The organism is Actibacterium sp. EMB200-NS6 (genome assembly GCF_001305615.1).
Taxonomy (GTDB): Bacteria; Pseudomonadota; Alphaproteobacteria; order Rhodobacterales; family Rhodobacteraceae; genus Actibacterium_A; species Actibacterium_A naphthalenivorans.
This window is the reverse complement of the sequence record NZ_CP010870.1, coordinates 66,686-87,280: the sequence shown is the minus strand read 5'-3', so window position 1 is coordinate 87,280 and position 20,595 is coordinate 66,686. Positions and strand designations below refer to the sequence as shown.

Genomic DNA, 20,595 nt, shown 5'->3' with positions numbered 1-20,595 from the left:
CTCTTCTTGTTCAGTTGCGCAGCGGCTTGCCGGTCGGCAGCATGTGCTTGACGCGGTCCACGGTTGCGGGTGTTGCGAGCAGGTCGACGAAGGCTTCACGCTCCAGCGCGATCACATCGTCTTCCGTGAGTGGTTTCAGCGGATCGGCGGAAGGGCCGCCGGTCAGGACATTGGCAAGCGCGCGCCCGACCACCCCGTCGTGCACGGTGGCCCGACCGGCGAGCGCTTCGCCTTCGATGATGTTGTGGATCGCGGAAGCGCCCGAGGGACCGGACATGGCGACCAAAGGCGGTTCCGGTGCGACATAGCCTTCCGCGAGCGAAAGCGCCCTTGCCTTGGCGTCGGCGATCAGCCGGCTGCGGTTCATGGTGATGCCGTCGGTGGCCCTGAGATAGCCGAGGTTGCGGGCATCGAAGGCGCTTGCCGAAACCCTGGCAGGCGCGATCAGGTTGAAGGCGGCAATCGCAGGCGCGACCGGCCCGCGCAGAGCGGCGGTGGAGGCCGAGAAGCGCAGCATCATTTCCTTGCAGCCGCCCCAGCCCGGCACGACGCCGATGCGGGTTTCGACGAGGCCGATGGAAAGCTCCGCATGGGCCTGGATCGCGTCGCAATGCAGAAGGATCTCGCAGCCGCCGCCGAGCGCCAGACCGGCTGCAGCACCAACCACCGGGAAGGGGGTGTATTTCACCGCCTTGAAGGTGCGGTGGCCATGGTCGATGAAAGCGCCCAACGCCTCGCGGCCGCCCTTTTCCACGGTATCGAGGAAGACGCGCAGGTCGGCGCCCGCGCTGAACACGGCCGCATCGCTGCCGATCACCAGCGCCTTGAAATCCTTCGCCGTGCGTTCGACAGCCTTGTTGATGGCGTCAAGCAAAGCGGGATTGTAGGTGTTCATCTTGGTGCGGAATTCGAGGCAGGCGACGCCGTCGCCGAGATCCCAGAGGCTTGCCGCGCCCCAGTCCTCGACCGGCTTGCCGGCGAGCTTGAGGTCGGAAATGAGCAGCACGCCGTCACCCTTGACAATCGGTTCGATCGTGCCGTCAGGCAGCAGGTTGGCGCGCTTGCCGTCGACGACCGAATAGAAACCGCCCTTTTCTGCTGCGAGCGAGAGATAGGCGGGCACGGCAACGCCACGCGCTTCGAGCCGCGCCTTCAGCCAGCCGGCGCCGAGCCGGTCGATCAGCTCGAACGGACCCTGCTTCCAGCCGTAGCCGGTGCGCATGGCTTCATCCACGGCATCCGGCGTGTCGGCGATGTCCGGCACCAGCGATGCGGCATAGGCGAGCGCCTTTTCCATGACGACCGAGGCATAGCGGCCGCCGAGGCCGGCATGCTCCATCAGCGCGCGCGGATCGCCGCCCGAGGCATCGAGGCTTTCGGAGGAAACCGCCTTCTGCGGCCGGTAGTCGCCGGTTTTCAGGTCGGTTACGTCGCGCGACTTGCGGTCGGGCGAAAGCCGCACGAAGCCTGCGCCGCTTTTGCGGCCGAGACGGTTTTCCGCGATCATGCGGGCGATCAGCGCCGGTTCGGCGTCATAATCCTTCACCGCATCGCCTTCCGGCGTGGCGTTCTGCAGGCTGCGCAGGGTCGTTGGCATCAGGTCGATGCCGACGAGATCCAGCAGGCCGAAGATGCCGGTGGAGGGAATACCGAAGGGCTTGCCGATGATGGCGTCGGCCTCCTCGACATCGAGGCCGAGTTCGATGGCCTCGTTCTGCGCCACCACCATCCAGTAATTGCCGATGCGGTTACCGATGAAGCCGGGCGTGTCCTTGCAGATGACCACGCTCTTGCCGAGGCCGCGATCCGCGAAGTCACGGATCGTCGCGGTCACTTCCGGCTTGGTTGCCTTGCCGGAAACGAGTTCCAGGAGCCGCATGATGCGCGGCGGATTGAAGAAATGCGTGATCAGGAAGTCGGCGGCGAAACCTGCCGGCAGTCCCTCGACCAGCGAATGCAGCGGAATGGTCGAAGTGTTGGAAGAGACGATGGAGCCCTTCTTCCTGACGCCGTCGATGGCGCGGTAGAGCGTCTGCTTGATCTCCAGCTTTTCCGCGACAGCCTCGACGATCCAGTCGGCGTCGGCGATCAGCGCCAGGTCGTCCTTCGTCGAGCCCGCGGCGATGCGGCTCGCGAATGCCGGGTCCATGAAGCCGTTGGCCTTGAGCTGGCGGGCAACGCCGCCATCGGCGAACTTCTTCTCCATGTCGAGCAGCACCACGTCGAGGCCTGCATTGGCGAGATGGGCGGCGATGCCCGAACCCATGACTCCAGCGCCGATGACGGCGGCTTTTCTGATCGCGGTCATGATTATGCGGCCTCCAGAACCATGGCGATGCCCTGACCGCCGCCGATGCACTGGGTGGCGAGGGCATGGCGTCCGCCGTCGCGCTTCAGGAGCAGCGACGCCTTGCCGACAAGGCGGGCGCCGGTCGCACCCAGCGGATGGCCGAGCGCGATTGCGCCGCCGTCGCGGTTGAGGCGGGTGGGATCGATGTCGAGGTCGCGGCAGCAGGAGAGAACCTGCACGGCGAAGGCCTCGTTCATCTCGATCACGTCGAGTTCGCCTGCGGAAATGCCGGCGCGCTTCAGCGCCTTGCGGCTGGCCTCGACCGGGCCGATGCCCATGATTTCAGGCGCGCAGCCGGATATCGCATAGCCGGAGATGCGGGCGAGGGGCTTGAGGTTATGGCGCTTCACGAAGTCTTCCGAGCAGACCAGCGTCGCGGATGCGCCGTCGGTGAGCGGCGAGGAGTTACCGGCCGTGACCGAGCCGCCGGCCTTGAAGGCGGTCTTGAGGCCCGCGAGCTTTTCGGCGTCCGTCTCGCGCGGGCAGCCATCGGCGGTGACATCGCCGATCGGCGCGATCTCGGCGGCCAGCCGGTCATCGGCTCGGGCGGCGAGCGCCTTCTTCTGGCTTTCCAGCGAATAGGCGTCCTGTTCCTCGCGCGATATGCCGTAGCGGTCGGCAAGGTTTTCGGCGGTCAGTCCCATGTTGAGGAAGGCGATGCGCTGGGCGTCGCTCCAGGCCGGGTTCGGCATGGGATTGAAGCCCATCATCGGCACGCGGCTCATGCTTTCCACGCCGCCCGCGACGAAGGCGTCACCCGCGCCCATGGCGATGGCGCCAGCGGCCATCTGGATCGCCTGCATGGAGGAGCCGCACCAGCGGTTGACCGTGGAGCCGCCGACAGATTGCGGCAAGCCGGCGATCAGCGCCGCGCAGCGGGCGATGTTGAGGCCCTGTTCGCCTTCCGCGAAGGCGCAGCCGAGGTTCACGTCTTCAAGCTCGGCAGGGTCGATGCCGGAGCGATCGACCAGCGCCTTGATGACGCCGGCTGCGAGATCGTCAGGACGAACGCCGGCAAGCGCGCCGCGATAGGCGGGCGCAAAGGGGCTGCGCAGGGTGTCGACGATATAGATTGCGGTCATGGTCTTCTTCTTCCTGTCTGGAAGCATTTCCGGCAAAACTGCGAGGCGGCTGGCGTCGGAAAATGCGTAGAAACAAAGGGATGGAACGGGCGTCACATGTTGGGATAGTTCGGGCCGCCGCCGCCTTCGGGCGGCACCCAGGTGATGTTCTGCGAGGGATCCTTGATGTCGCAGGTCTTGCAGTGCACGCAGTTCTGCGCGTTGATCACGAAACGGGGGCCGGTCTTCGCCTGTTCGTCGTCATAGACGACCTCGTAGACCCCGGCGGGACAGTAAAGCCGCGCCGGTTCGCCATAGAGCGCCAGGTTGCGTTCAACCGGGATTGCGGGATCGGCAAGCCTCAGGTGAACCGGCTGGTCCTCGATATGATTGGTGTTCGACAGAAAGACCGAAGACGGTTTGTCGAAGGTCAGAATGCCATCCGGCTTCGGGTACTGGATCGGCGTGACCTCCGAGAGCGGCTTCAGGCTCTGGAAGTCGGCCTTCCTGTGCTTGAGCGTGCCGAAGGGCGAGACGCCGAAAAGCGTCTGCAGCCACATGTCGGTTGCGCCGAGGCCGACGCCGAGCACGGTGCCGAACCGCGACCACAGCGGCTTGACGTTGCGGACCGGCTTCAGGTCCCGCCCGATGGCCGAGCCGCGCCAGCCGGCCTCATAGGCTTCGAGCGTATCGTTGGCGCGACCGCCCGCAAGCCCGTCGAACACGGCATCCGCTGCCTGCATGCCGGAATGGATGGCGTTGTGCGAACCCTTGATGCGCGGCACGTTCATGAAGCCTGCCGCGCAGCCGGCGAGCACCCCGCCGGGAAAGGCAAGCTGCGGCACCGACTGGTAACCGCCTTCGGTCAGCGCGCGGGCGCCATAGGCGATGCGCTTGGCCCCCTCGAAGGTGTCGCGGATCAGCGGATGCGTCTTGAAGCGCTGGAATTCGTCGAAGGGTGAGAGCGTCGGGTTCTTGTAATCGAGATGCAGCACGAAGCCGACAGTCACCAGATGATCGTCGAAATGGTAGAGGAACGAGCCGCCGCCGGTCTTCATGTCGAGCGGCCAGCCGAACGAATGCTGCACCAGCCCCTTGCGGAACTTCTCCGGCTTCACCTGCCAGAGTTCCTTGATGCCGATGCCGAACTTCTGCACCGAGCGTCTCTCGGTCAGGTTGAAACGGGCGAGAAGCTGCTTGGTCAGGCTGCCCCGCGCACCCTCTGAAAACACGGTGTATTTCGCCCGAAGCTCCATGCCGGGGGTGAAATCGTCCTTCGGCGCGCCGTCGCGGCCAATACCCATGTCGCCGGTAGCGATGCCGGCGACCGCGCCGTTGTCGTCATAAAGAACTTCGGTTGCCGCAAAGCCCGGATAGATTTCGACGCCGAGCGCTTCGGCCTGTGCTCCGAGATAGCGGGCGACATTGCCGAGCGAGCCGATGAAATTGCCGTGATTGTTCATCAGCGGCGGCATCAGCGCATTGGGAAGCCGCAGCGAACGGTTGGCGGTCAGCACATGGAAGCGGTCGTCGGTGACTTCGGTGGTGAGCGGTCGGTCGGGATCTTCCCGCCAGTCGGGCAGGAGCGCATCGAGACCAGAAGGATCGATCACCGCACCCGACAGGATATGCGCGCCGACTTCCGAACCCTTTTCCACGACGACCACGGAGATTTCCGCGCCGGTCTCCGCCGCGCGCTGCTTCAGGCGGATCGCAGTGGTAAGACCGGCCGGTCCCGCGCCAACGATCACCACGTCGAAGTCCATGGCCTCCCTGATTGTCTCGCTCAACCTTTCCTCCTTCAGTTGATAATGATACATGTACCAAACGATTGTTACAGTTCGCAAGTGCAAAATTTTATGGCGTCTGCGAAGCCTGTTGAGAGCGGAGGGGATTTGGGAAAACGGGCGGCCTGCGCTATGAGCGTTGAAAGGATTGCAGCGATATGACGAGAGAAGGCCGGGAACGGCTCCGGGAGATTTGATGACGGTAGGGGACAGCCGTGAAATGACGGGCGCTGCGAAAAGCACGCTTGCAGGCACATTGCAGGACAGCGGGATGAGCGACCGGCATCGCGATATCCTTGAAGCCGCCGCCGCCCTCTTTGCCGAGCGCGGCTATGCGGCGACCTCGGTGCGCGATATCGGCGAGCGGGTGGGGCTGCTCGGCGGCTCGCTCTATCACTACATCAAGTCGAAGGAGGCGTTGTTCGTCCGCATCCACGATATCGCCCTGCAGGTGGCGGAGGATCGCATCCGCGCGGCCATCGCGCCGCTTTCCGATCCGTGGGAACGGCTGGAAGCGGCCTGCGTCACCATGATGGAAATCCAGCTCGATCCCAATTCGCTGACCATGCCGCTGATGAACGACTTCGCCTCGGCTCCGGCGGAGATCCGCGAACGGCTGGTCGAAAAGCGCGATACCTTCGAACTCGTGTTCCGCGACCTGATCGCCGCCCTGCCGCTCGATCCCGCCCTCGACCGCGGCGTCTATCGCCTGCTGCTGCTGACGCTGCTCAACAATGTCTCCGGCTGGTATCGCCCTGGCCGCATGACCCCGGACGAGATCGGGCGGCAGATCCTCCGCATCTTCCGGCACCGCAGCACTCCATAGGTGTAACGACCTGCAAACATAATCATCTCGGCTTGCAATCATCGCGATTTTGGGCCCGGATTACTTGCGTTTATCCGGGGCGGCGAACCCGCATTATTTGCGAATGAGCCCGGATTATTTGCAACCGGCCTGCAATCATCGGGCCAAACCCGGATTACGTGCGAACGAGTTAATGCAGCATGGAACGGCGCCCGCAGCACTGTTTGAACTTCTTGCCGGACCCGCAGGGGCAAGGCTCGTTCCGGCCGGTCTTGCCGCCTGACCGGATGAATGTCCCGGATGGCGGCGTGTAAAGATTGCGCTGTTTCAAAAAATACCGGTGCATGCGCATGACGCCTGCGGCGGCGCCAACCAGCAGATCCTGCCGTTGACCCTCGGTGACAGGATCATCGAAGGGGCGCATTTCCGGGTCTTCATGATGTTCATAGGCGAGTGCCCATATCGGCACCATGGCACCGCCTTCAGCTTCATCCTCCATGATCTGGAACCAGATATCGCGCCGCAGCTCGGTTCCGCGCAGGAACCCCTGCGCCCAGTCGTTGGCCTGGTATCTGCCATTCTCATCTTCCAGCACGAGAGGCAGGTATACCTCCTCGGAATCGAGCTGGTGGTTCACATGGTTCCAGTGCCGGTTGACCAGTTCGACAAACAGTTCGGCCTCCGCCATGTCCTCAAAGACCAGATCGCCGTCTTCCGTCGCGCCGTTTTGTAGGACGGGCATGTATTCGCTTGGCATGACCAGATCCGGACAACAAGCCAGCGCCGCGAAGAAGCCGTCGAGCGCTTCGACATTCGGGATTGCGCCGCCGCGCACCCGGCCAAGGAATTCTCCCAGCCTGCGTTCTTCGCTGTCGGAAAGTTCGGTATTGCGTTTCATATCGGCAGCCCCGCTTTTCGCATGAGGGTTGAGAGTTCGTCGGTTCTGTCTGTATCCAGCTGGCCCTTGAGGAAGCGGCGGATTTCGGGAAGGCGGGTGTCGGTCAGATCGGCCAGCGCCTTGGGGCTGTAGCCGATCCGGGCCAGCCGGGCGTCAAGATCGTCAAAGCCGACCGAAATGGTTTCCTCTACGATCTCGCGCGTGACCTGATCCGCGCCCATCCGGTAGGCATCGGCAAAGGCCCGGTTCAGGTGTTCGGCAAACTGCAAGGGCGTGGAAAGACGCTCCGCAAGATACTGCTGCGCCGCATCCTCAAAGACGTCCAGCGGCTCAACCCTTTCGGCCAGGCATTGTCCGAGAAGCCAGGACACGAATTCACGGCGTTCGTCGCCGATGCTGCTGAATTCGAACTTCACCGTCCGGTGGCCGACTTCCTCCATCGTGGCGCGGCGCAGGTCATTTCTGAGCCGCGGGTGGCCAACCAGCACCACGGACAGGGTGCCGCCCCCGGCGCCGATGACTTCCCGCAGCCGTTTCAAGCCGTTAAGCGTATTGCCGTGCAGGTCATGGGCTTCGTCGATGAAGAGGGCAATCGGCTTTTTGGCCTTGCGCACGGCCTCTTGAAGCAGCCGCTCCCGGCGCTCGGGCTGGGTTGGAACTTTCATGTCCGGATCGCCGCTAATGTCGAGAAAGAGCGCCGTGATCAGGGCCGGCAGCACCACGCGCGGCTTGTCCACCGAGAGGCTGCGCGCCACGATGATTTTCTTGTCGGCCGTGATCTGTTCCTGAAGACGGTTGATCATCACTGTCTTGCCGACCCCCACAGGGCCGGAAATGGCGATCAGATGCCCGGCCATAATGGCGGCCATCACGTCCTCCCGGAACTGGGTCAGGCGTTCGGTCTCGAAATACCCCGCCTGGTTCCACGGCCGCTCGATGCGGAAATGTTTCATGACCTGTCTGCTGAGCATGTGACCCGCCCCCTTCCTGTCATTGTTCGCGCCGGAAGCGCTGCTTGATTGCCGCCTCGATCTCGGCCTTGTTGAGCGTCCGGCCAACCAGATCGCCGATGAAGGCACGGTCCTCCTGCGAGAGTTCAGCAAGCGGCCGGTCCAGCAGATAGGAAATGGCCCGCCGTGCGCTCAGCGCATTCTCATAGGAAATCTGCCCCCAAGGGTCCGGATCGCTGAAGCGGACCTTGGGCAGCGGCACAATCTCGGCCGGGGCCGCGTCCAAACCTGACCCGCCAAGAGCGGCACGCGGCAAGCTGATCTGCTCGGCCAGTTTGGCTACCGCCTCGGCGCGCTTTTCACGGGGCGAAGATTTGCGCTTGCGATACCGGTGCAGCGGGATTGGCCCGCCTCGGGCCGATAGGGGCCGTAGCGCTTGTCCTGCCATTCCACGAACAGCTCATGATCGAAAAGGCCCCACCACAGCAGTACCTCCTCGCCTGCGAGATCGCCATCAACCTCGTAGAAGGCCCCGTCGATGGAAACGCGCGCATCCGCTGCGACCTTCCGGCGCTCGGGCTCCCGGGCAAAGGCGCAGAAGCGTTCCCAAGAACACATCTCGCGAATACCGGTTTCTGGCAGATTGGCCACCCAATCCTCGATCCGGCTGTGCGGTTCCCGGCGATGGGGTTTGTCATTATATTTGTTGATGAAATTCCTTAGCCAGAGATTGGCCTCCGCCTCGGTTTCCGGTTCGTGGAAATGATAGAGCGTCTCATGGGCCTCCTTCACCGTCCGGAAAGGTCTTTCTACCTTGCCCTTCGACCGGGCGGTAACCCGCGCCCCGTCGGAGCCGGCGGGCATATGCGTCTTCCATTCCACCCCAAGCCGCTCCATCACCGTCTGAAACACCAAGCTCTTGGCGACGGGGCCATTGTCGAGATAGATCATCCCGGGAATGCCTTGGAACTCCGTATCCTCCTTGGGCGACATTGCATTGAACAGGAACCGCAGTGCGCTTTCCGCATCCTCGCCGTAGACGCAGCGGTACTCCTGATAGGATGTGCCGGAGCGGTCATCCACCACGCTGTAAAGCATCATCGTTGGCTGTCCCCGCTTGGGGTCCAGCCAAGCCGGCTGCGCAATATGCTTCAGATCCGAGGGGCTGATGTCAAATTGCCAGCATGCGTTGGAATGGCGGGCTTCAAAGCGGGCTGCCGGCGCCGCGCGGGTCATGCGGGGCTGGTCGTATCTCCAATCTTTCAGCCACCGGTTCACGGTCGATCGTTTCAACAGGCCTTTCGGGGGCTGCACATGGCCCTCCGGCGTCTGGACACCATGCTCTTCCAGGAGCTCGATGGCCCGGGTGGTCGAAAGATGCCGCCCTTTCCTGTTGCTCGTGCGCATCTTCAAGGCGGCGATGATCTCGCAATAGCGCGCCAGATCACGTTCCTGGATGCCACGCGGTTTCCCGCGGTCCGACCGCCGCAAGCCCTTCGGCTGATGCAGGGACTTCAGGGCGCGGTAGACCGTGGACGGGCTGACGCCAAAAAGGCCCGCGATCCGGCCAACCTCCTCCCGCCGCGCCGCTGACCGGGGCGGCAACCCGGCCAGCCGGGTTCTCAGCGCCAGCAGCGTCTCGGCCGGAATGCGGATGCCCCTATTTGCCATCGGCAAACTCAGCGACATAGGCATAGAGCGTGGCCCGTGAGATCCCCATCAGGCTGCAAATCTCCGGCACCGTGTGTTTGCGGGAGCGGTAGAGGTCCACCGCATGGGCTCGTTTCTTGCGGTCCAGCGCTTTCTTGCGGCCGCCCTTGCGGCCGCGCGCCCGCGCTGCAGTCAATCCAGCCAGGGTGCGCTCCCGGATCAGGTTGCGCTCAAACTCGGCAAGAGCGCCGAACATGTGGAAGATCAGCTGGCCGCCGCTCGACGTGGTGTCGATGGATTCCTGAAGGCTCTTCAGCCCGACGCCCATCTCCTTCAGCTCTTCGGCCCGGGCGATCAGATCCTTCAGGGACCGCCCCAACCGGTCCAGCCGCCAAACAACCAGCGTGTCACCCTCGCGCAGTTGTTCCAGGGCGCTGGTCAGGCCAGGCCTTGCTGTCTTGGCTCCGCTCGCTTTGTCCTCGAAAATCCGCTCGCATCCTGCCGATCTCAGCGCGTCATGCTGCAAGGCAAGGCTCTGATCCCCGGTCGAAATACGTGCGTAGCCAATGAGCATGAAAAACCGTCTGACAACCTGATCCGCTCACAGGAACTCATACGTTGATTTCCAGACGCGGTAAACAGACAAAATTGAGCCGTAAAATCAATCGGGAGAATTCGGCTACAGCTGCCGTCCAGCAAACGGGCGTTTGTTGAACGGCCCGTTCGCACGTAATCCGGGTTCGGCCCGATGATTGCAGGCTGGTTGCAAACAATTCGGGCTCATTCGCAAATAATGCGGGTTCGGCACCCAGGATAGACGCAAATAATCCGGGCCAAAAATCACGATGTTTGCAAGCCGAACTCAGGATAATTGCAGGCCGTTACAGGTAGTCTTCTCGTGTCAGAAAACCTGAAAACGCTCATGAGAGCGTAGGATTCTGCACTCTCCGGCATCAGACCCCCTGAAGACGGCCGCCTTCTTCGGCTGCACAAAATTTAGTCGCACAACAATTGGAGCATTTTTGACGACTTTGACGCCCTCATCTGGTCTGAAAGTTTCAGTACGGAAATTCATTTCTATGATGGCTCAAGGGTCGTTGCGACAGTCTCCGCTATCTCAGTTCCATCATCTCTTCTCTGAATGCTTCGGTGGGGGTTCGCCATCCGAGGCACTTTCTGGGTGTCCCGTTCAGGTGGTCGCAAATCGCCTTCATATTGCGATTTGAGAGCGCCGCGAGCTGGGTGTCTCGCGGTAGATACCGGCGGGCCCGCTTGTTCAGATTCTCGATCGATCCTTTCTGCCAGGGAGCTTGCGGATCGCAGAACCAACTCTCAGTGCCGATGCCTGATTTCAGCTTGCGCCAGGCCCGGAATTCAAAGCCACGGTCGAAGGTGATCGACTTGCGGGCGGGCTGGGGCAGGGGTTCCATCACGTCCATCAGCTTGTTGATGAAGTGGGTCGAACTGCGGTCGTTGTTGGGGTCTGATGCCGGAGGGGGCAGAATAGTACGTTAAGGGGCTTTGCTTACCTTTTGGACCACCTGTATTCGCCGGTGAGGAGGATGTGGGCCCATCCGAGGGGCGAGATGTGCGCCAAAAGGTCAGGAGAGCAATCCAGTTCCGACCGACGACGTCCAGCCACAGCTTTGCCAAGATGCTTGGTGTTCCAATAGATGATGGTGGCGGCGAGCAGGTTCAGCCCGGCCATCCGGAAATGCTGCCCCTCAGTTGTTCGATCTCGGATTTCGCCTTGGCGCCCGATGCGTAGGGCATTCTTGAGGGCATGGTGCGCTTCGCCCTTGTTCAGGCCGATCTGAGCCCGGCGTTGCATGTCGGCGTCAAGCAGCCAATCGATGATGAACAGCGTCCGTTCAACCCGTCCTATTTCCCGTAGTGCCACCGCAAGCTCATGCTGCCGAGGATAGGCGGCGAATTTTCGCAACAGTTGACTTGGAGGCATTGCGCCCGCCACCATGGTGGCCGCGCTGCGCAGAATGTCGGGCCAGTTCGAACTGATGACGGGTTCCCTGATCTTGCCACCGATCAAACCTTTCAGCTCTTTTGGGCAGGATGTTGGATCGAAGAGGTAGAGGCGCTTGGATGGCAGATCACGGATGCGGGGTATGAACTGGAAGCCCAGCAGAGCGGTGACGGCGAAGACGTGGTCGGTGAAGCCGCCAGTATCGGCGTACTGCTCTGTGACCTTTCGCCCGGCGTCGGTCATCAACAGGCCATCCAGAATGTAGGGCGCTTCGTTCACCGTGGCCGGGATAGTCTGGGTGGCGAAGGGGCCGAACTGGTCGGAGACATGGGTGTAGGCTTTCAATCCGGGTTCATGGCCATACTTGGCGTTGATCAGATTCATCGCCTCGCCTTGGCGCGTTGTGGGGAAGAACTGCCCGTCACTGGACGCGGTGACACCGCTGCCCCAGAACCGGGCCATCGGCAAGGCAGATTGGCCTTCGATAACTGTGGCCAGGGCGCGTGCCATTGCCTCGCTTTCGACATGCCACCGCGACAGGCGCGAAAGTTGGAAATAATCATGGGTATTGGTGGCCCCGGCCATTTTGCTGAGGCCAAGGTTCAGTCCTTCTGCCAGCAGCACATTCAGCATGCCGACCCTGTCTTTGCACGGGGCGCCCGTGCGCAGATGGGTGAATGCTTCCGTAAAGCCGAGCTCGTCGTCCACTTCGAGCAGGAGGTCGGTGATCCTGATTTCCGGCAGGCGGCTATAAAGATCAAGCACCATGGCATCGGCCTCTTCGGGGACAGCAGCCGTCAGCCGGTCTATTTTGAGGGCGCCGTCTTCGATGGACCCGCCCGGAATGACACCGGCCCTGGCGGCGCGGGCCAATCGCTGTAGGCCCGCGGCCAGGCGAGACTTCCGATCCTCCAGCCAGGCATCCGGTTCGAACGGTATGGCCAACTTTGGCGTGACCCGGGCGACTTCGGCTGGGACCAGCGCGTCCTTTAGATCCCCATACCTGCGGGAATGTGCGAGCCAGATATCACCGGAACGGAAGGCATCGCGCAGATGGCACAGGACCGCCACGTCCCACAGTCGGTACCCATCATCGTTATTCAGGTGCCGATGCCATTTCGAGGTTCGGCGCAGAAAGGTCACGGGCCGGTCGGCGGTGGTTTCCGTTCCTGCGACGATAGCGGTGGCGGAGAGTAACGGTTCGGCTACCGGTGCGGCCTGAATATCGAGTGCCCGCAACATGCGGGGCGCATATCGTCGGAAGCGATGATACCCGTGAACAACGTGCGCGAGCGGATCGGCAGCCAATGTGTCGGTGAGTTGGGCAGCGGTGGCGACAAGCCCCCTGAGCGATGACCAGCCTCCCGCGTTTTGAACGGCCTCAATCAGGGGCGCCTGATCTTCATACGCTTCCAGCAGCGCTGATCCGAGGTTTGAGAACCCCTGCAAGGTGTCCTTCAGAGCCGCCTTTGCGTCATTCGCCTGGGCATCGCACGCGCGTTTCGCCTCGCGCCATGTCTTCCCGACGATCCGGTCATGGGTTTCGACCACAGCATCGGCAATGGCACTGCGCCATTCCAAAGCGCAGACCGCGACGATGGCAAGGCGGCGGTCGCCTGAAATATCCCGCAGATCGCCGGCGAAATACCGTTCCCCTTGCCGTCGGAGGCGAGCAATGCGGTGAGGCGGAACATCGGACAGGATGGATTGATCCAACGCTGTGCCCTGCAAGAATTCAAGCCGGTCGAGCAGGCGGTTCATATCGGCCGAGTTTCGGCCAACCTCGAATTGGCGCAGCCAGACAAAGCGGGTGACAGAGCTGTCCGCGCTTTCAGTCAGCAGTGCATCAAGCTGGCCGCGCAATTCATCATTCAGCCGGTCGGCAATCCGGGTGTCGATCCGTCGCTCGGCAGCGACAAGTGCATCCGCGCAAAGACGTTCGATAACCGTGATCCCAGGTAGAATGGTTTGGGTCGCCCGGCACTTCTCTGCAAAGCGCCGGGCCAGATCCTCGTTCGACCGGGCGGTTTCGGCTTCGCTCTCCAGCCAGGTCTTCAGGTCGCGCGCCCCTCGACCAGTAAACATCTTGTAGCCGTAAAGATTGCGCAGGGTGGCCAAGTGGTCACGGCGGGTTTCCTCCCTCGTTGCATAGTCTGCCAGATCATCGGGTCTCAGCCCGAGTTGCGCCGCCAAGAAGCGCGTCACTGCCGCAGGAATGACCTCACCGGGCGCCAGCACCCGACCTGGGTATCGCAGCGCGCAAAGCTGCAGGGCGAAGCCGAAACGATTGTGGGGGCGGCGACGGGCGCGGATAATTTCCAGATCGTCGTCCGCCAAGGTGTAGTGGCGCAGCATCGACGCTTCTTCAGTTGGCATGTCAAGCAGCGCCGCCCGCTGGCGGTCGGTCAGCATTCTCCGGCGAGGCATGTGGTTCCTTCCAAAATCATGAACATGGGTGTCCGTAAGAGGATCGATCAGCGGACATGTGTCACAAGGGTTGGCAAGGGCAGAGAAACCACGCCCCAACATATCTCGTATAGCTGGTACGATTTGATTCGCACATGTGGCCCCTTAATCGTACAATTTGAGCATGACTGTGACCAAGATTGGCTATGCCCGCTGTTCGACCGACAAACAGGATCTGACCGCACAGCGGCAGGTCTTATGCGACTTGGGGGTATCGGAGGATCTCATCTATACCGACCACGGGCTGACGGGCACCAATCGCGCCCGCCCCGGTCTCGACCAGGCACTGGCAGCCGTGCGCGAAGGCGATGTGCTGGTCGTGCCAAAACTGGATCGCCTTGCCCGGTCCGTCCCCGATGCACGCGCTATCGCAGAACAGTTGGAAAAAAAGGGCGTCAAGCTCGCCTTGGGGATGTCTATCTACGACCCGACAGATCCCATGGGCAAAATGTTCTTCAACATTCTCGCTACCTTTGCCGAGTTTGAGGCCGATCTGATCCGGTTGCGCACGAGAGAAGGCATGGCCATCGCCCGTGCAAAGGGCAAACTCCGTGGAAAACAGCCAAAACTCTCTGAAAAACAACAGAAAGAACTCGCCCGCATGCATGCAACCGGCGAGTATTCTATCAGTGATCTGGCTGAGCTGTTCGCGGTCTCCAGGCCAACGATTTACAGAACCCTGCACCGCACAGGGGCCAAAATCAGCCCTTAGCGTACTATTCTGCCCCCTCCGGCATCAGATCCCATTATGACGTTCTCAGCGATCTGGGGGCGCGTCAGGCGGCGCGGGCGGGCGCGGTGCTGCCCCGCGATGCCTATGCGATCAGCGGCACCCTGCGCCGACACCGCGACAGTGCGGCGGCGGCCGGGTTCGCCGGGGCCGAGGCCGACCCGGCGTGGAACGAGTTCGACTATCTCGACATCATCGCCGTTGCCCATCCGGGCCTGGGCAACATGCCCGCCCTGCGCGCCCATCTGGCGCATGAGCCCGCCCCCATGCAGGCGTTTCAGGCGCTGTATGAAGAGGCCGTCGCGCGCTGGATGGAGGCCGACGGAAACAGCTACCGCGAATCCCGCCGCGATTTCGTGACCCGCGTCGAGGGCGCGCTGGAGCGCGCGTCGGGCAAGGGCGATGCGGTGGTGTTCACCTCGGGCGGGGTGATCTCGGCGCTTGTCGCGGGGCTGCTGGACCTGACCCCTGCGGCGGCGCGCCGCATCGACCGCGTGCTGGTCAATGCGGGCATCACCACGATCACGACCGGGCGGCGCGGCCCGCAGCTTCTGGCGCTGAACGCCCAGACCCATTTGCAGGAGGACGGGTTTGTCACATTCCGTTAAGGACGAAATCACCCTCATCACCGGCGCCAGTTCCGGCCTCGGCGCCGGCATGGCGCGCGAGATCGCGGCGCGCGGCGGGCATCTGGCGCTGTGCGCGCGGCGCATCGAACAGCTTGAGGCTCTGAAGGCCGAGATCACCGCCGCCCGTCCCGCCTGCCGGGTCGAGATCGCCGCGCTCGATGTGACCGATGCCGACGCCGTAGCCGCCACCTTCGCCGATTTCCGCGCCCGCATGGGGCGGCTGGATCGCGTCGTCATCAACGCCGGGATCGGGCGCGGAAATCGGCAAGGGCGGCTGGGCCGAGAACCGCGCCACGCTGGAAACCAACCTGATCGCCGCCTTCGCGCAGGCCGAGGCCGCGATGGCCGCCTTCCGCGACCAGAACAAGGGCCACCTCGTCGTCATGTCCTCGATGAGCGCAATCCGCGGGATGCGCGGGGCGATGACCGCCTATGCGACCTCCAAGGCCGGTGTCGCGTTGCCCTTAAATTCGGCACACGGCGCGTTGGGCAGCGTGTGTTGCCCTTAAATGTGGTCTTCAGACGCCAGCTCGTCGGAGTTTTTCCCTATTTCGCAGTACAATCCGGTCAACTGCTGCAAGAAGACGGGGCCCTTTTTCAAACGCACGAAGCAAGGCAACTCTTGCGTACCCATCGAGGCCAGTGCTGAATATAGCCGCCTTGGCCAGTGGACGTGACTGAGCAACGGCGATTGCCGCAAGGCAGAAGAGTCTCACGTCGGGTCTGGGACTTTGAAGGGCAAAGGCCGTATCCGCGCGAACGGACTTGAGCGCCTTGGCATAAGTGGCCGCCCGCATGGCGCGTCGAAGTTTGTTGGCGCAGTTGGACGTCACCGCACTTTCGAGCAGCGCCGCGCCGCTTCGGGCACGACGCACCAGCGTTTCGGATATTCGGTTGCGATCAGGCTTGATGAGGATCGACGCAAGTCGGGTGCCGCAGATCTGGCAGTCGAATGCCCATAACTTCCGCCACTGTTTGAGCGCTATACCGCGCCGAGAGCAGTCGGGACAAGTTTGGAACGCGACCTGCGCCGTCATCAGGGCATCGGTCTGGGTCATTGTCCCAAAGGTAAGGGATTGAACAGTTTCAGCGGCAACACGGGCCGCAATCGATATCTTTTCTGCTGTGGTCGCGGCCACCTCGACGTCAAAATCCAGCATGGCGACCTGTCGCGTATCGACTCCAATATGCGCCAGGAGTGCGTCGACCTCACAATGGTTGGTGACCGCCAGTCGCGTCAGCCATCCAGAAAGCAGCTCATCTGCAAGAGGCGTGACAGTTTTCGGCAACGGGCGCTGCTTCAAGCTCTGGCCTTCTCGAGCCGCCGTTGGGTATTCGCATGGCGCGACCAAACGGGCGTCCATTTTGCGACTGCATCGTCGGTGATGCATTCCTGGCCCGTGACGATCGCGTCAATGGATAGGTCCTTGACCAAGGAAAATATCCGCGAAGTCACCCCGCCGGTCAGCGCCAGTATCTGCTTGAGCGATTTAACCTTCAGATTGGATTTCTTCGCGAGCGGCATGGCCGCGATCAGGGTTTGGATCATGTCCGAGAACTCGGCATCGTCGCGCCAGTTTGGCAGGTGGTGTTCGTCCAGGCGTCGCGCGAGTTGGACATCGCCGCGAATGGCATCGACCGCTTCGCTGACTCCAAAGCATACCAGCGATACCTCGAGTTCATTGCTGAGATAACGCAGAACATTCAGGAAGCGGCGTTGTTCGCGATGGGTTCCCGCCAGGAGGTTGTGAACTTCGTCGATCATGATCATCCGAAGCCCGAGATCGCTTAGAAGGCCAACAACGCGGACCTCAAGCGAGGCAACACTTTGGGCCCGCAAGCTTAGCACCGATGACGGAGCGCCGACGGCAGCGAGGATGTGCATATAGAACCGCCGCTCGTCTGGCGCTGGTGGTGCCTGCAAAAGAAGCAGCGGGGTGCGCGTGATACCTGTTTCCGGATCGTATTCCGGCGCGTACCTGCGCGACAGGTTTCGGGCGATCATCGTCTTGCCGATGCCGGAGGCCCCATGCACGAGAAGGCCCGGCATTCGAGTCTGCCGTGGCATCTCGATGAGGCCTTGCAGCCGGTCTAGCACTTGTTCCGCCCTCGGAAAGCCGATCCAGATATCTGATTGAATGAGGGCGATGCGGCCGTCTGCTTCTGTTTCTGCCCTCAATTCACCAGCGCTCCACCTTAAACATGGGGCGCGATGTATCACCGGTGTCGACTGGTCGCAGCCCCTCCGATTCCCGATCATCGGTGACCAGACCCTTCATCGAAGAATTCCTTTCACGGGATCGGCGCTCTGCCTTGGTGAGCGCGCGGCTTTCTCCCTCGATTTGGCGTTGCTGCCGGATCAATTCGGCGAGGACCAGTTCATTCGTGCCCACTTTCCCAATGGCCCGTGCCTTTTGCATGGCCTCGCGGTATTCCCAGAGTGACACCGGCGGGATTTCCAGGTTGCGGTACCGGGCCTCGACACATCTGCCGCCGTCCAGTTCGACCCAGACGGCCGAGAGATCGCGGGGATCGTAGCGTACGACCACCTTTCCGTCCCGGCGACCGACATAGCCCGCGAGGGCGTCGGACCAGTAGCGCAGGTCGAACAGGTGGATGCCGTCACGACGTACTTGCCGCTGCTCACTTGGCAAGAAACTCACCCGAAACGCCTCCATGTCGAAGGGGATGTCGCCGGACATTTCCCCGGCGAGCGCTTCCCACTTGGCGACAGGAGCGCAGCCAAGGCTCGAATGAATGCTGTTGTTGTAGCGACAGATTTCCAAGGCAAACCACCGATCAAACTCTCGCAAGGTCATCGCCGCCATGGCTTCTGCGGCATAGCCGCCCTTGGCCGCGACCGACGACTGCGTTGTTCCTGGCAAGAGATGCACTGCGCCCATCATAGTGCCGATCAGCCGCTCGACATGCCCACCAAAATGAGGGCTTCCCGGCGGTCGATAGACCAGATTGATCCCCCATTCTGCGCAGGCAGATTGAAAGGCACGGGATCGAAAATCGCGGCCATTGTCGACGTGAATGCTGTCGGGCTTTCCCTGCGCGGGCCACGGAACATTACACTCGAGGTCGGCCAGAAACTCTGCTTTGGGGGCGACGGCCCGCGTGAGGCACAAGGCCACCGAAAGGCGAGACGGCGCCTCGAAGCTGACATGGTATCCTGTCACCATGCGCGTGGCGATGTCGATCGCCAAGGTCACCCAAGGACGGCCGATGGGTTTGCGCTCGAAACTGTCGACAAGGATTATGTCAGCTGGTGTGTGATCGATCTGTACAACGTCCAACGGTCGTTCTGATCTATTCCTTCCCGTCACCGGCGCAAACCTTTGGCGCGCTGCCTTTGCGCCCTCGCGCGCTTTCATGACTTCGCGCGCATCCATCGCATCGAGGCGACGCTGAACAGTTCGGCGCGTCGGGGGCTGAAGCCCTCGCTCAAGGCAGGCACTGCGGATTTCTGTCACAACGCGCGCCAGGCTAGGTCGTTCTCGCCGAAGGTAGTATCGAGTCAAATGGTCTTCGATGATGCCTTCGACATCACCGGCCACCATGATCGACCCCGTGGGTCGGCCGCGTCTGCGGGGAACAAGAGCGCTTGTCCGGCCACCTTCTTCTGCAAGCCGTCGGATCCAGCGCCAAACTGTGGTCTTGCTGACGCCAAGCTCCCAGACTGCATCACGTATACCGCTTTCCAAGCTCCCGGTGCGATTGAGATACGCCTGTACAAGCGGTCGAAGGACCGATGCCCGGCGCAGCGCCTCAGCACCAGCATCGCCACAGTCTTCATCATTACCTTCCATCGCTGCCAACCGCCCAACCCCGTGAACCCTATGTCAGCTTTAACGGCAAGAATGTCGGATTTAAAGGCAAGATATCATATTTAATGGCAAAGCAGCCTCATTGATTTCGTTGACTTTCTTATGCCGCATTTAAGGGCTACGCGACAGCCGCCAAAACCCCCAAAAGCCGTTTGAAGGAGATGACCCGCGCCCGGCATGCCACCGAGGCAAAGAAGCCTTATGCCGACTTCGCTACGCCTTCCGCCTCGGCCCAGGCAAAGCTCGACCCGGATCGTCCGCGGCGGGTCTTCCCAATCGAGGATTGGTAAGGTGCCGGACCACCTCATGTCCGCCACCGTCCCACTCTTGCAGGCCGATGACGCAGTGCGGATCGCCCATGTGCGCGCGCCGCGCTGGATCAGCCATCCGGCGGCCGGCGCGGCGCATGACGCGATGCGACTGCTGCTTGAGCGACCGCCATCCCTGCGCCCACGCGGTTTGCTGCTTGCCGGTCCCTACCATAACGGCAAGACCATGATCGCCGAACGCTTCGCCGTCGAACATCTGCGTGTTGCCGAGCAGCAAAAGGTGTGGGTGATTCAGACCCGGGAAGGTGCAGGGCTGTCGCATTTCTATGCCAGCATCCTGTCCGGATTGCGCGCGCCACAAGCCGCTGGCTGGCGCAGCCTGGCCCGCGCCGGCGATCAGGTCGATCATCTTCTGGAGCGCCTGAAGCCGCGCCTTTTGATCTTCGACGAGTTCCACAGCGCGTTGCGCGGGCGGCGCGAGGATGTGAAGGCCATCTTCTCGTTCTTGCGGCGGATCGCACGAGTGCATGACATCTCACCCGTCCTTGTCGGCGAAATCGCGATCTACGATGCGGTGCATGACACGGACGAAATGGGCTCACGCTTCGATACGATCCCCATTCCACGCTGGGCGTATGACGAGGATTTCGCGACACTTCTGGACAGCCTTGAGGTAAGTCTGCCGCTAGCCAATGCCTCCGATCTGTCGCGCGAACCCTTGGCAAAGATCATCCACGATCTGTCAGAGGGGCTGATCGGCGAGGTTATCGAGATAGTCACCAGGGCGGCAGTTGCGGCAATCTCGCGCGGTGAGGACCGGATCACGGGCGCAACCCTGTCGGACCTTGGCTATGTGCCTCTCTCGAGGCGCCGCAATTCCGCTTTGCGTCACGAGATGACATGAGGTTTGGGCCGACCGGGATCTCCGTGACGCCTGCAGAGCGGTATGAAGGCGCGGCGGGAAACCGTTGGCCCATGAGCATTATGCCCGCACCAGGTGAACTTCTGTCGAGCTGGCTGCACCGCCTCGCTTACGCAAACGGCATACCTCCGCACTATTTTGGTGCGCTTCTCGGAGCGCCAGGTCAGAACTGGTCGGCACGGCTTGATCGGGCGTTGCCCGATCGCATCCTGCGGCTTTTGGGGGAGCATACCCACATAGGGGTCTGATGCCGGAGGGGGCAGA

At 62.1% G+C, this 20,595-nt stretch carries 16 protein-coding genes and 3 pseudogenes; 7 read left to right on the top strand and 12 right to left on the bottom strand.

The annotated features are described in order from the left end of the window. Positions 1-10: 10 nt before the first annotated feature. From TQ29_RS18090 to TQ29_RS18080, 3 genes are all read right to left on the bottom strand, one after another. Positions 11-2,308 carry a 3-hydroxyacyl-CoA dehydrogenase/enoyl-CoA hydratase family protein gene (locus TQ29_RS18090; protein ID WP_054540561.1) on the bottom strand — a complete coding sequence of 766 codons (2,298 nt, stop codon included), beginning with the start codon at positions 2,306-2,308 and terminating at the stop codon, positions 11-13. A gap of 2 nt (positions 2,309-2,310) precedes the next feature. Next, positions 2,311-3,432, bottom strand: a complete 1,122-nt coding sequence (locus TQ29_RS18085; protein WP_054540560.1) for a thiolase family protein — start codon at positions 3,430-3,432, stop codon at positions 2,311-2,313. A 92-nt stretch (positions 3,433-3,524) separates the two neighbouring features. Next, positions 3,525-5,177: an electron transfer flavoprotein-ubiquinone oxidoreductase gene (locus tag TQ29_RS18080; protein ID WP_369817430.1), complete on the bottom strand. Its 1,653-nt coding sequence runs from the start codon at positions 5,175-5,177 to the stop codon at positions 3,525-3,527. Between the two features lie 217 nt (positions 5,178-5,394). Between TQ29_RS18080 and TQ29_RS18075 the strand changes: the two genes are divergently transcribed. Next, on the top strand, positions 5,395-6,024 hold the full coding sequence (locus TQ29_RS18075; RefSeq protein ID WP_054540559.1) for a TetR/AcrR family transcriptional regulator: 630 nt from the start codon (positions 5,395-5,397) through the stop codon (positions 6,022-6,024). Between the two features lie 169 nt (positions 6,025-6,193). On the opposite strand, the gene TQ29_RS18070 is transcribed toward TQ29_RS18075, so the two are convergent. The 6 genes and pseudogenes from TQ29_RS18070 to TQ29_RS18045 form a co-directional block, all read right to left on the bottom strand. Continuing rightward, the gene (locus tag TQ29_RS18070) at positions 6,194-6,901 is read right to left on the bottom strand and encodes a UPF0149 family protein (RefSeq protein ID WP_054540558.1); all 708 of its coding nucleotides are present in this window, start codon (positions 6,899-6,901) and stop codon (positions 6,194-6,196) included. Next, the gene (locus tag TQ29_RS18065) at positions 6,898-7,959 is read right to left on the bottom strand and encodes an ExeA family protein (RefSeq protein WP_207722700.1); all 1,062 of its coding nucleotides are present in this window, start codon (positions 7,957-7,959) and stop codon (positions 6,898-6,900) included. The genes TQ29_RS18070 and TQ29_RS18065 overlap by 4 nt, the downstream gene beginning before the upstream one ends. Next, positions 7,892-9,501 (bottom strand): annotated as a pseudogene (locus TQ29_RS18060) (IS481 family transposase). The gene TQ29_RS18065 and the pseudogene TQ29_RS18060 overlap by 68 nt, the downstream one beginning before the upstream one ends. A 10-nt stretch (positions 9,502-9,511) precedes the next feature. Then, entirely contained in the window at positions 9,512-10,075 is a 564-nt protein-coding gene (locus TQ29_RS18055; protein ID WP_054540556.1) for a recombinase family protein, read from the bottom strand. A 538-nt stretch (positions 10,076-10,613) separates the two neighbouring features. Continuing rightward, positions 10,614-10,979: pseudogene (locus TQ29_RS18050) on the bottom strand (IS30 family transposase); the annotation flags it as partial. A gap of 47 nt (positions 10,980-11,026) precedes the next feature. After that, positions 11,027-13,909 (bottom strand): Tn3 family transposase, encoded by a 2,883-nt coding sequence (locus tag TQ29_RS18045; protein WP_054540555.1) that lies wholly within the window; start codon positions 13,907-13,909, stop codon positions 11,027-11,029. Positions 13,910-14,072: 163 nt separating this feature from the next. Here TQ29_RS18045 and TQ29_RS18040 point away from each other — a divergent pair, with 163 nt between their 5' ends. From TQ29_RS18040 to TQ29_RS21185, 4 genes and pseudogenes are all read left to right on the top strand, one after another. Next, positions 14,073-14,660 (top strand): recombinase family protein, encoded by a 588-nt coding sequence (locus tag TQ29_RS18040; protein ID WP_054540554.1) that lies wholly within the window; start codon positions 14,073-14,075, stop codon positions 14,658-14,660. 23 nt (positions 14,661-14,683) lie between these two features. Then, positions 14,684-15,286 (top strand): histidine phosphatase family protein, encoded by a 603-nt coding sequence (locus tag TQ29_RS18035; protein WP_082386777.1) that lies wholly within the window; start codon positions 14,684-14,686, stop codon positions 15,284-15,286. Between the two features lie 49 nt (positions 15,287-15,335). Continuing rightward, a pseudogene (locus TQ29_RS21190) lies at positions 15,336-15,506 on the top strand (short chain dehydrogenase); the annotation flags it as partial. A 142-nt stretch (positions 15,507-15,648) separates the two neighbouring features. After that, complete coding sequence (locus TQ29_RS21185) at positions 15,649-15,816, top strand: hypothetical protein (RefSeq protein WP_369817427.1); 168 nt, start codon at positions 15,649-15,651, stop codon at positions 15,814-15,816. A 9-nt stretch (positions 15,817-15,825) separates the two neighbouring features. On the opposite strand, the gene TQ29_RS18025 is transcribed toward TQ29_RS21185, so the two are convergent. From TQ29_RS18025 to TQ29_RS18015, 3 genes are read right to left on the bottom strand one after another with little or no spacing between them, the layout of a single operon-like run. After that, positions 15,826-16,611: a TniQ family protein gene (locus tag TQ29_RS18025; RefSeq protein WP_054540551.1), complete on the bottom strand. Its 786-nt coding sequence runs from the start codon at positions 16,609-16,611 to the stop codon at positions 15,826-15,828. Further along, a complete protein-coding gene (locus tag TQ29_RS18020; RefSeq protein WP_054540550.1) occupies positions 16,608-17,486 on the bottom strand; it encodes a TniB family NTP-binding protein in 879 nt (292 codons plus the stop codon). Before TQ29_RS18020 ends, TQ29_RS18025 begins: the two co-directional genes overlap by 4 nt. A gap of 1 nt (position 17,487) precedes the next feature. Then, positions 17,488-18,873 carry a Mu transposase C-terminal domain-containing protein gene (locus tag TQ29_RS18015; protein ID WP_082386776.1) on the bottom strand — a complete coding sequence of 462 codons (1,386 nt, stop codon included), beginning with the start codon at positions 18,871-18,873 and terminating at the stop codon, positions 17,488-17,490. 573 nt (positions 18,874-19,446) lie between these two features. On the opposite strand from TQ29_RS18015, the gene TQ29_RS18010 reads away from it, so the two are divergent. Together TQ29_RS18010 and TQ29_RS20440 are read left to right on the top strand one after the other, a co-directional pair. After that, positions 19,447-20,313, top strand: coding sequence for a TniB family NTP-binding protein (locus TQ29_RS18010; protein ID WP_009573528.1), 867 nt, complete (start codon positions 19,447-19,449; stop codon positions 20,311-20,313). Next, complete coding sequence (locus TQ29_RS20440; RefSeq protein ID WP_040402893.1) at positions 20,310-20,579, top strand: TniQ family protein; 270 nt, start codon at positions 20,310-20,312, stop codon at positions 20,577-20,579. Before TQ29_RS18010 ends, TQ29_RS20440 begins: the two co-directional genes overlap by 4 nt. Positions 20,580-20,595 lie beyond the last annotated feature (16 nt).

What these genes read in the sequence shown, in the direction of transcription:
- TQ29_RS18040 (WP_054540554.1), top strand. Translation starts at nt 14,073, where the DNA reads ATGACTGTGACCAAGATTGGCTATGCCCGCTGTTCGACCGACAAACAG.
- TQ29_RS18090 (WP_054540561.1), bottom strand. Translation starts at nt 2,308, where the DNA reads ATGACCGCGATCAGAAAAGCCGCCGTCATCGGCGCTGGAGTCATGGGT.
- TQ29_RS21185 (WP_369817427.1), top strand. Translation starts at nt 15,649, where the DNA reads ATGGCCGCCTTCCGCGACCAGAACAAGGGCCACCTCGTCGTCATGTCC.
- TQ29_RS18045 (WP_054540555.1), bottom strand. Translation starts at nt 13,909, where the DNA reads ATGCCTCGCCGGAGAATGCTGACCGACCGCCAGCGGGCGGCGCTGCTT.
- TQ29_RS18080 (WP_369817430.1), bottom strand. Translation starts at nt 5,177, where the DNA reads ATGGACTTCGACGTGGTGATCGTTGGCGCGGGACCGGCCGGTCTTACC.
- TQ29_RS18075 (WP_054540559.1), top strand. Translation starts at nt 5,395, where the DNA reads ATGACGGTAGGGGACAGCCGTGAAATGACGGGCGCTGCGAAAAGCACG.
- TQ29_RS18055 (WP_054540556.1), bottom strand. Translation starts at nt 10,075, where the DNA reads ATGCTCATTGGCTACGCACGTATTTCGACCGGGGATCAGAGCCTTGCC.
- TQ29_RS20440 (WP_040402893.1), top strand. Translation starts at nt 20,310, where the DNA reads ATGAGGTTTGGGCCGACCGGGATCTCCGTGACGCCTGCAGAGCGGTAT.
- TQ29_RS18010 (WP_009573528.1), top strand. Translation starts at nt 19,447, where the DNA reads ATGTCCGCCACCGTCCCACTCTTGCAGGCCGATGACGCAGTGCGGATC.
- TQ29_RS18085 (WP_054540560.1), bottom strand. Translation starts at nt 3,432, where the DNA reads ATGACCGCAATCTATATCGTCGACACCCTGCGCAGCCCCTTTGCGCCC.
- TQ29_RS18015 (WP_082386776.1), bottom strand. Translation starts at nt 18,873, where the DNA reads ATGGTGGCCGGTGATGTCGAAGGCATCATCGAAGACCATTTGACTCGA.
- TQ29_RS18070 (WP_054540558.1), bottom strand. Translation starts at nt 6,901, where the DNA reads ATGAAACGCAATACCGAACTTTCCGACAGCGAAGAACGCAGGCTGGGA.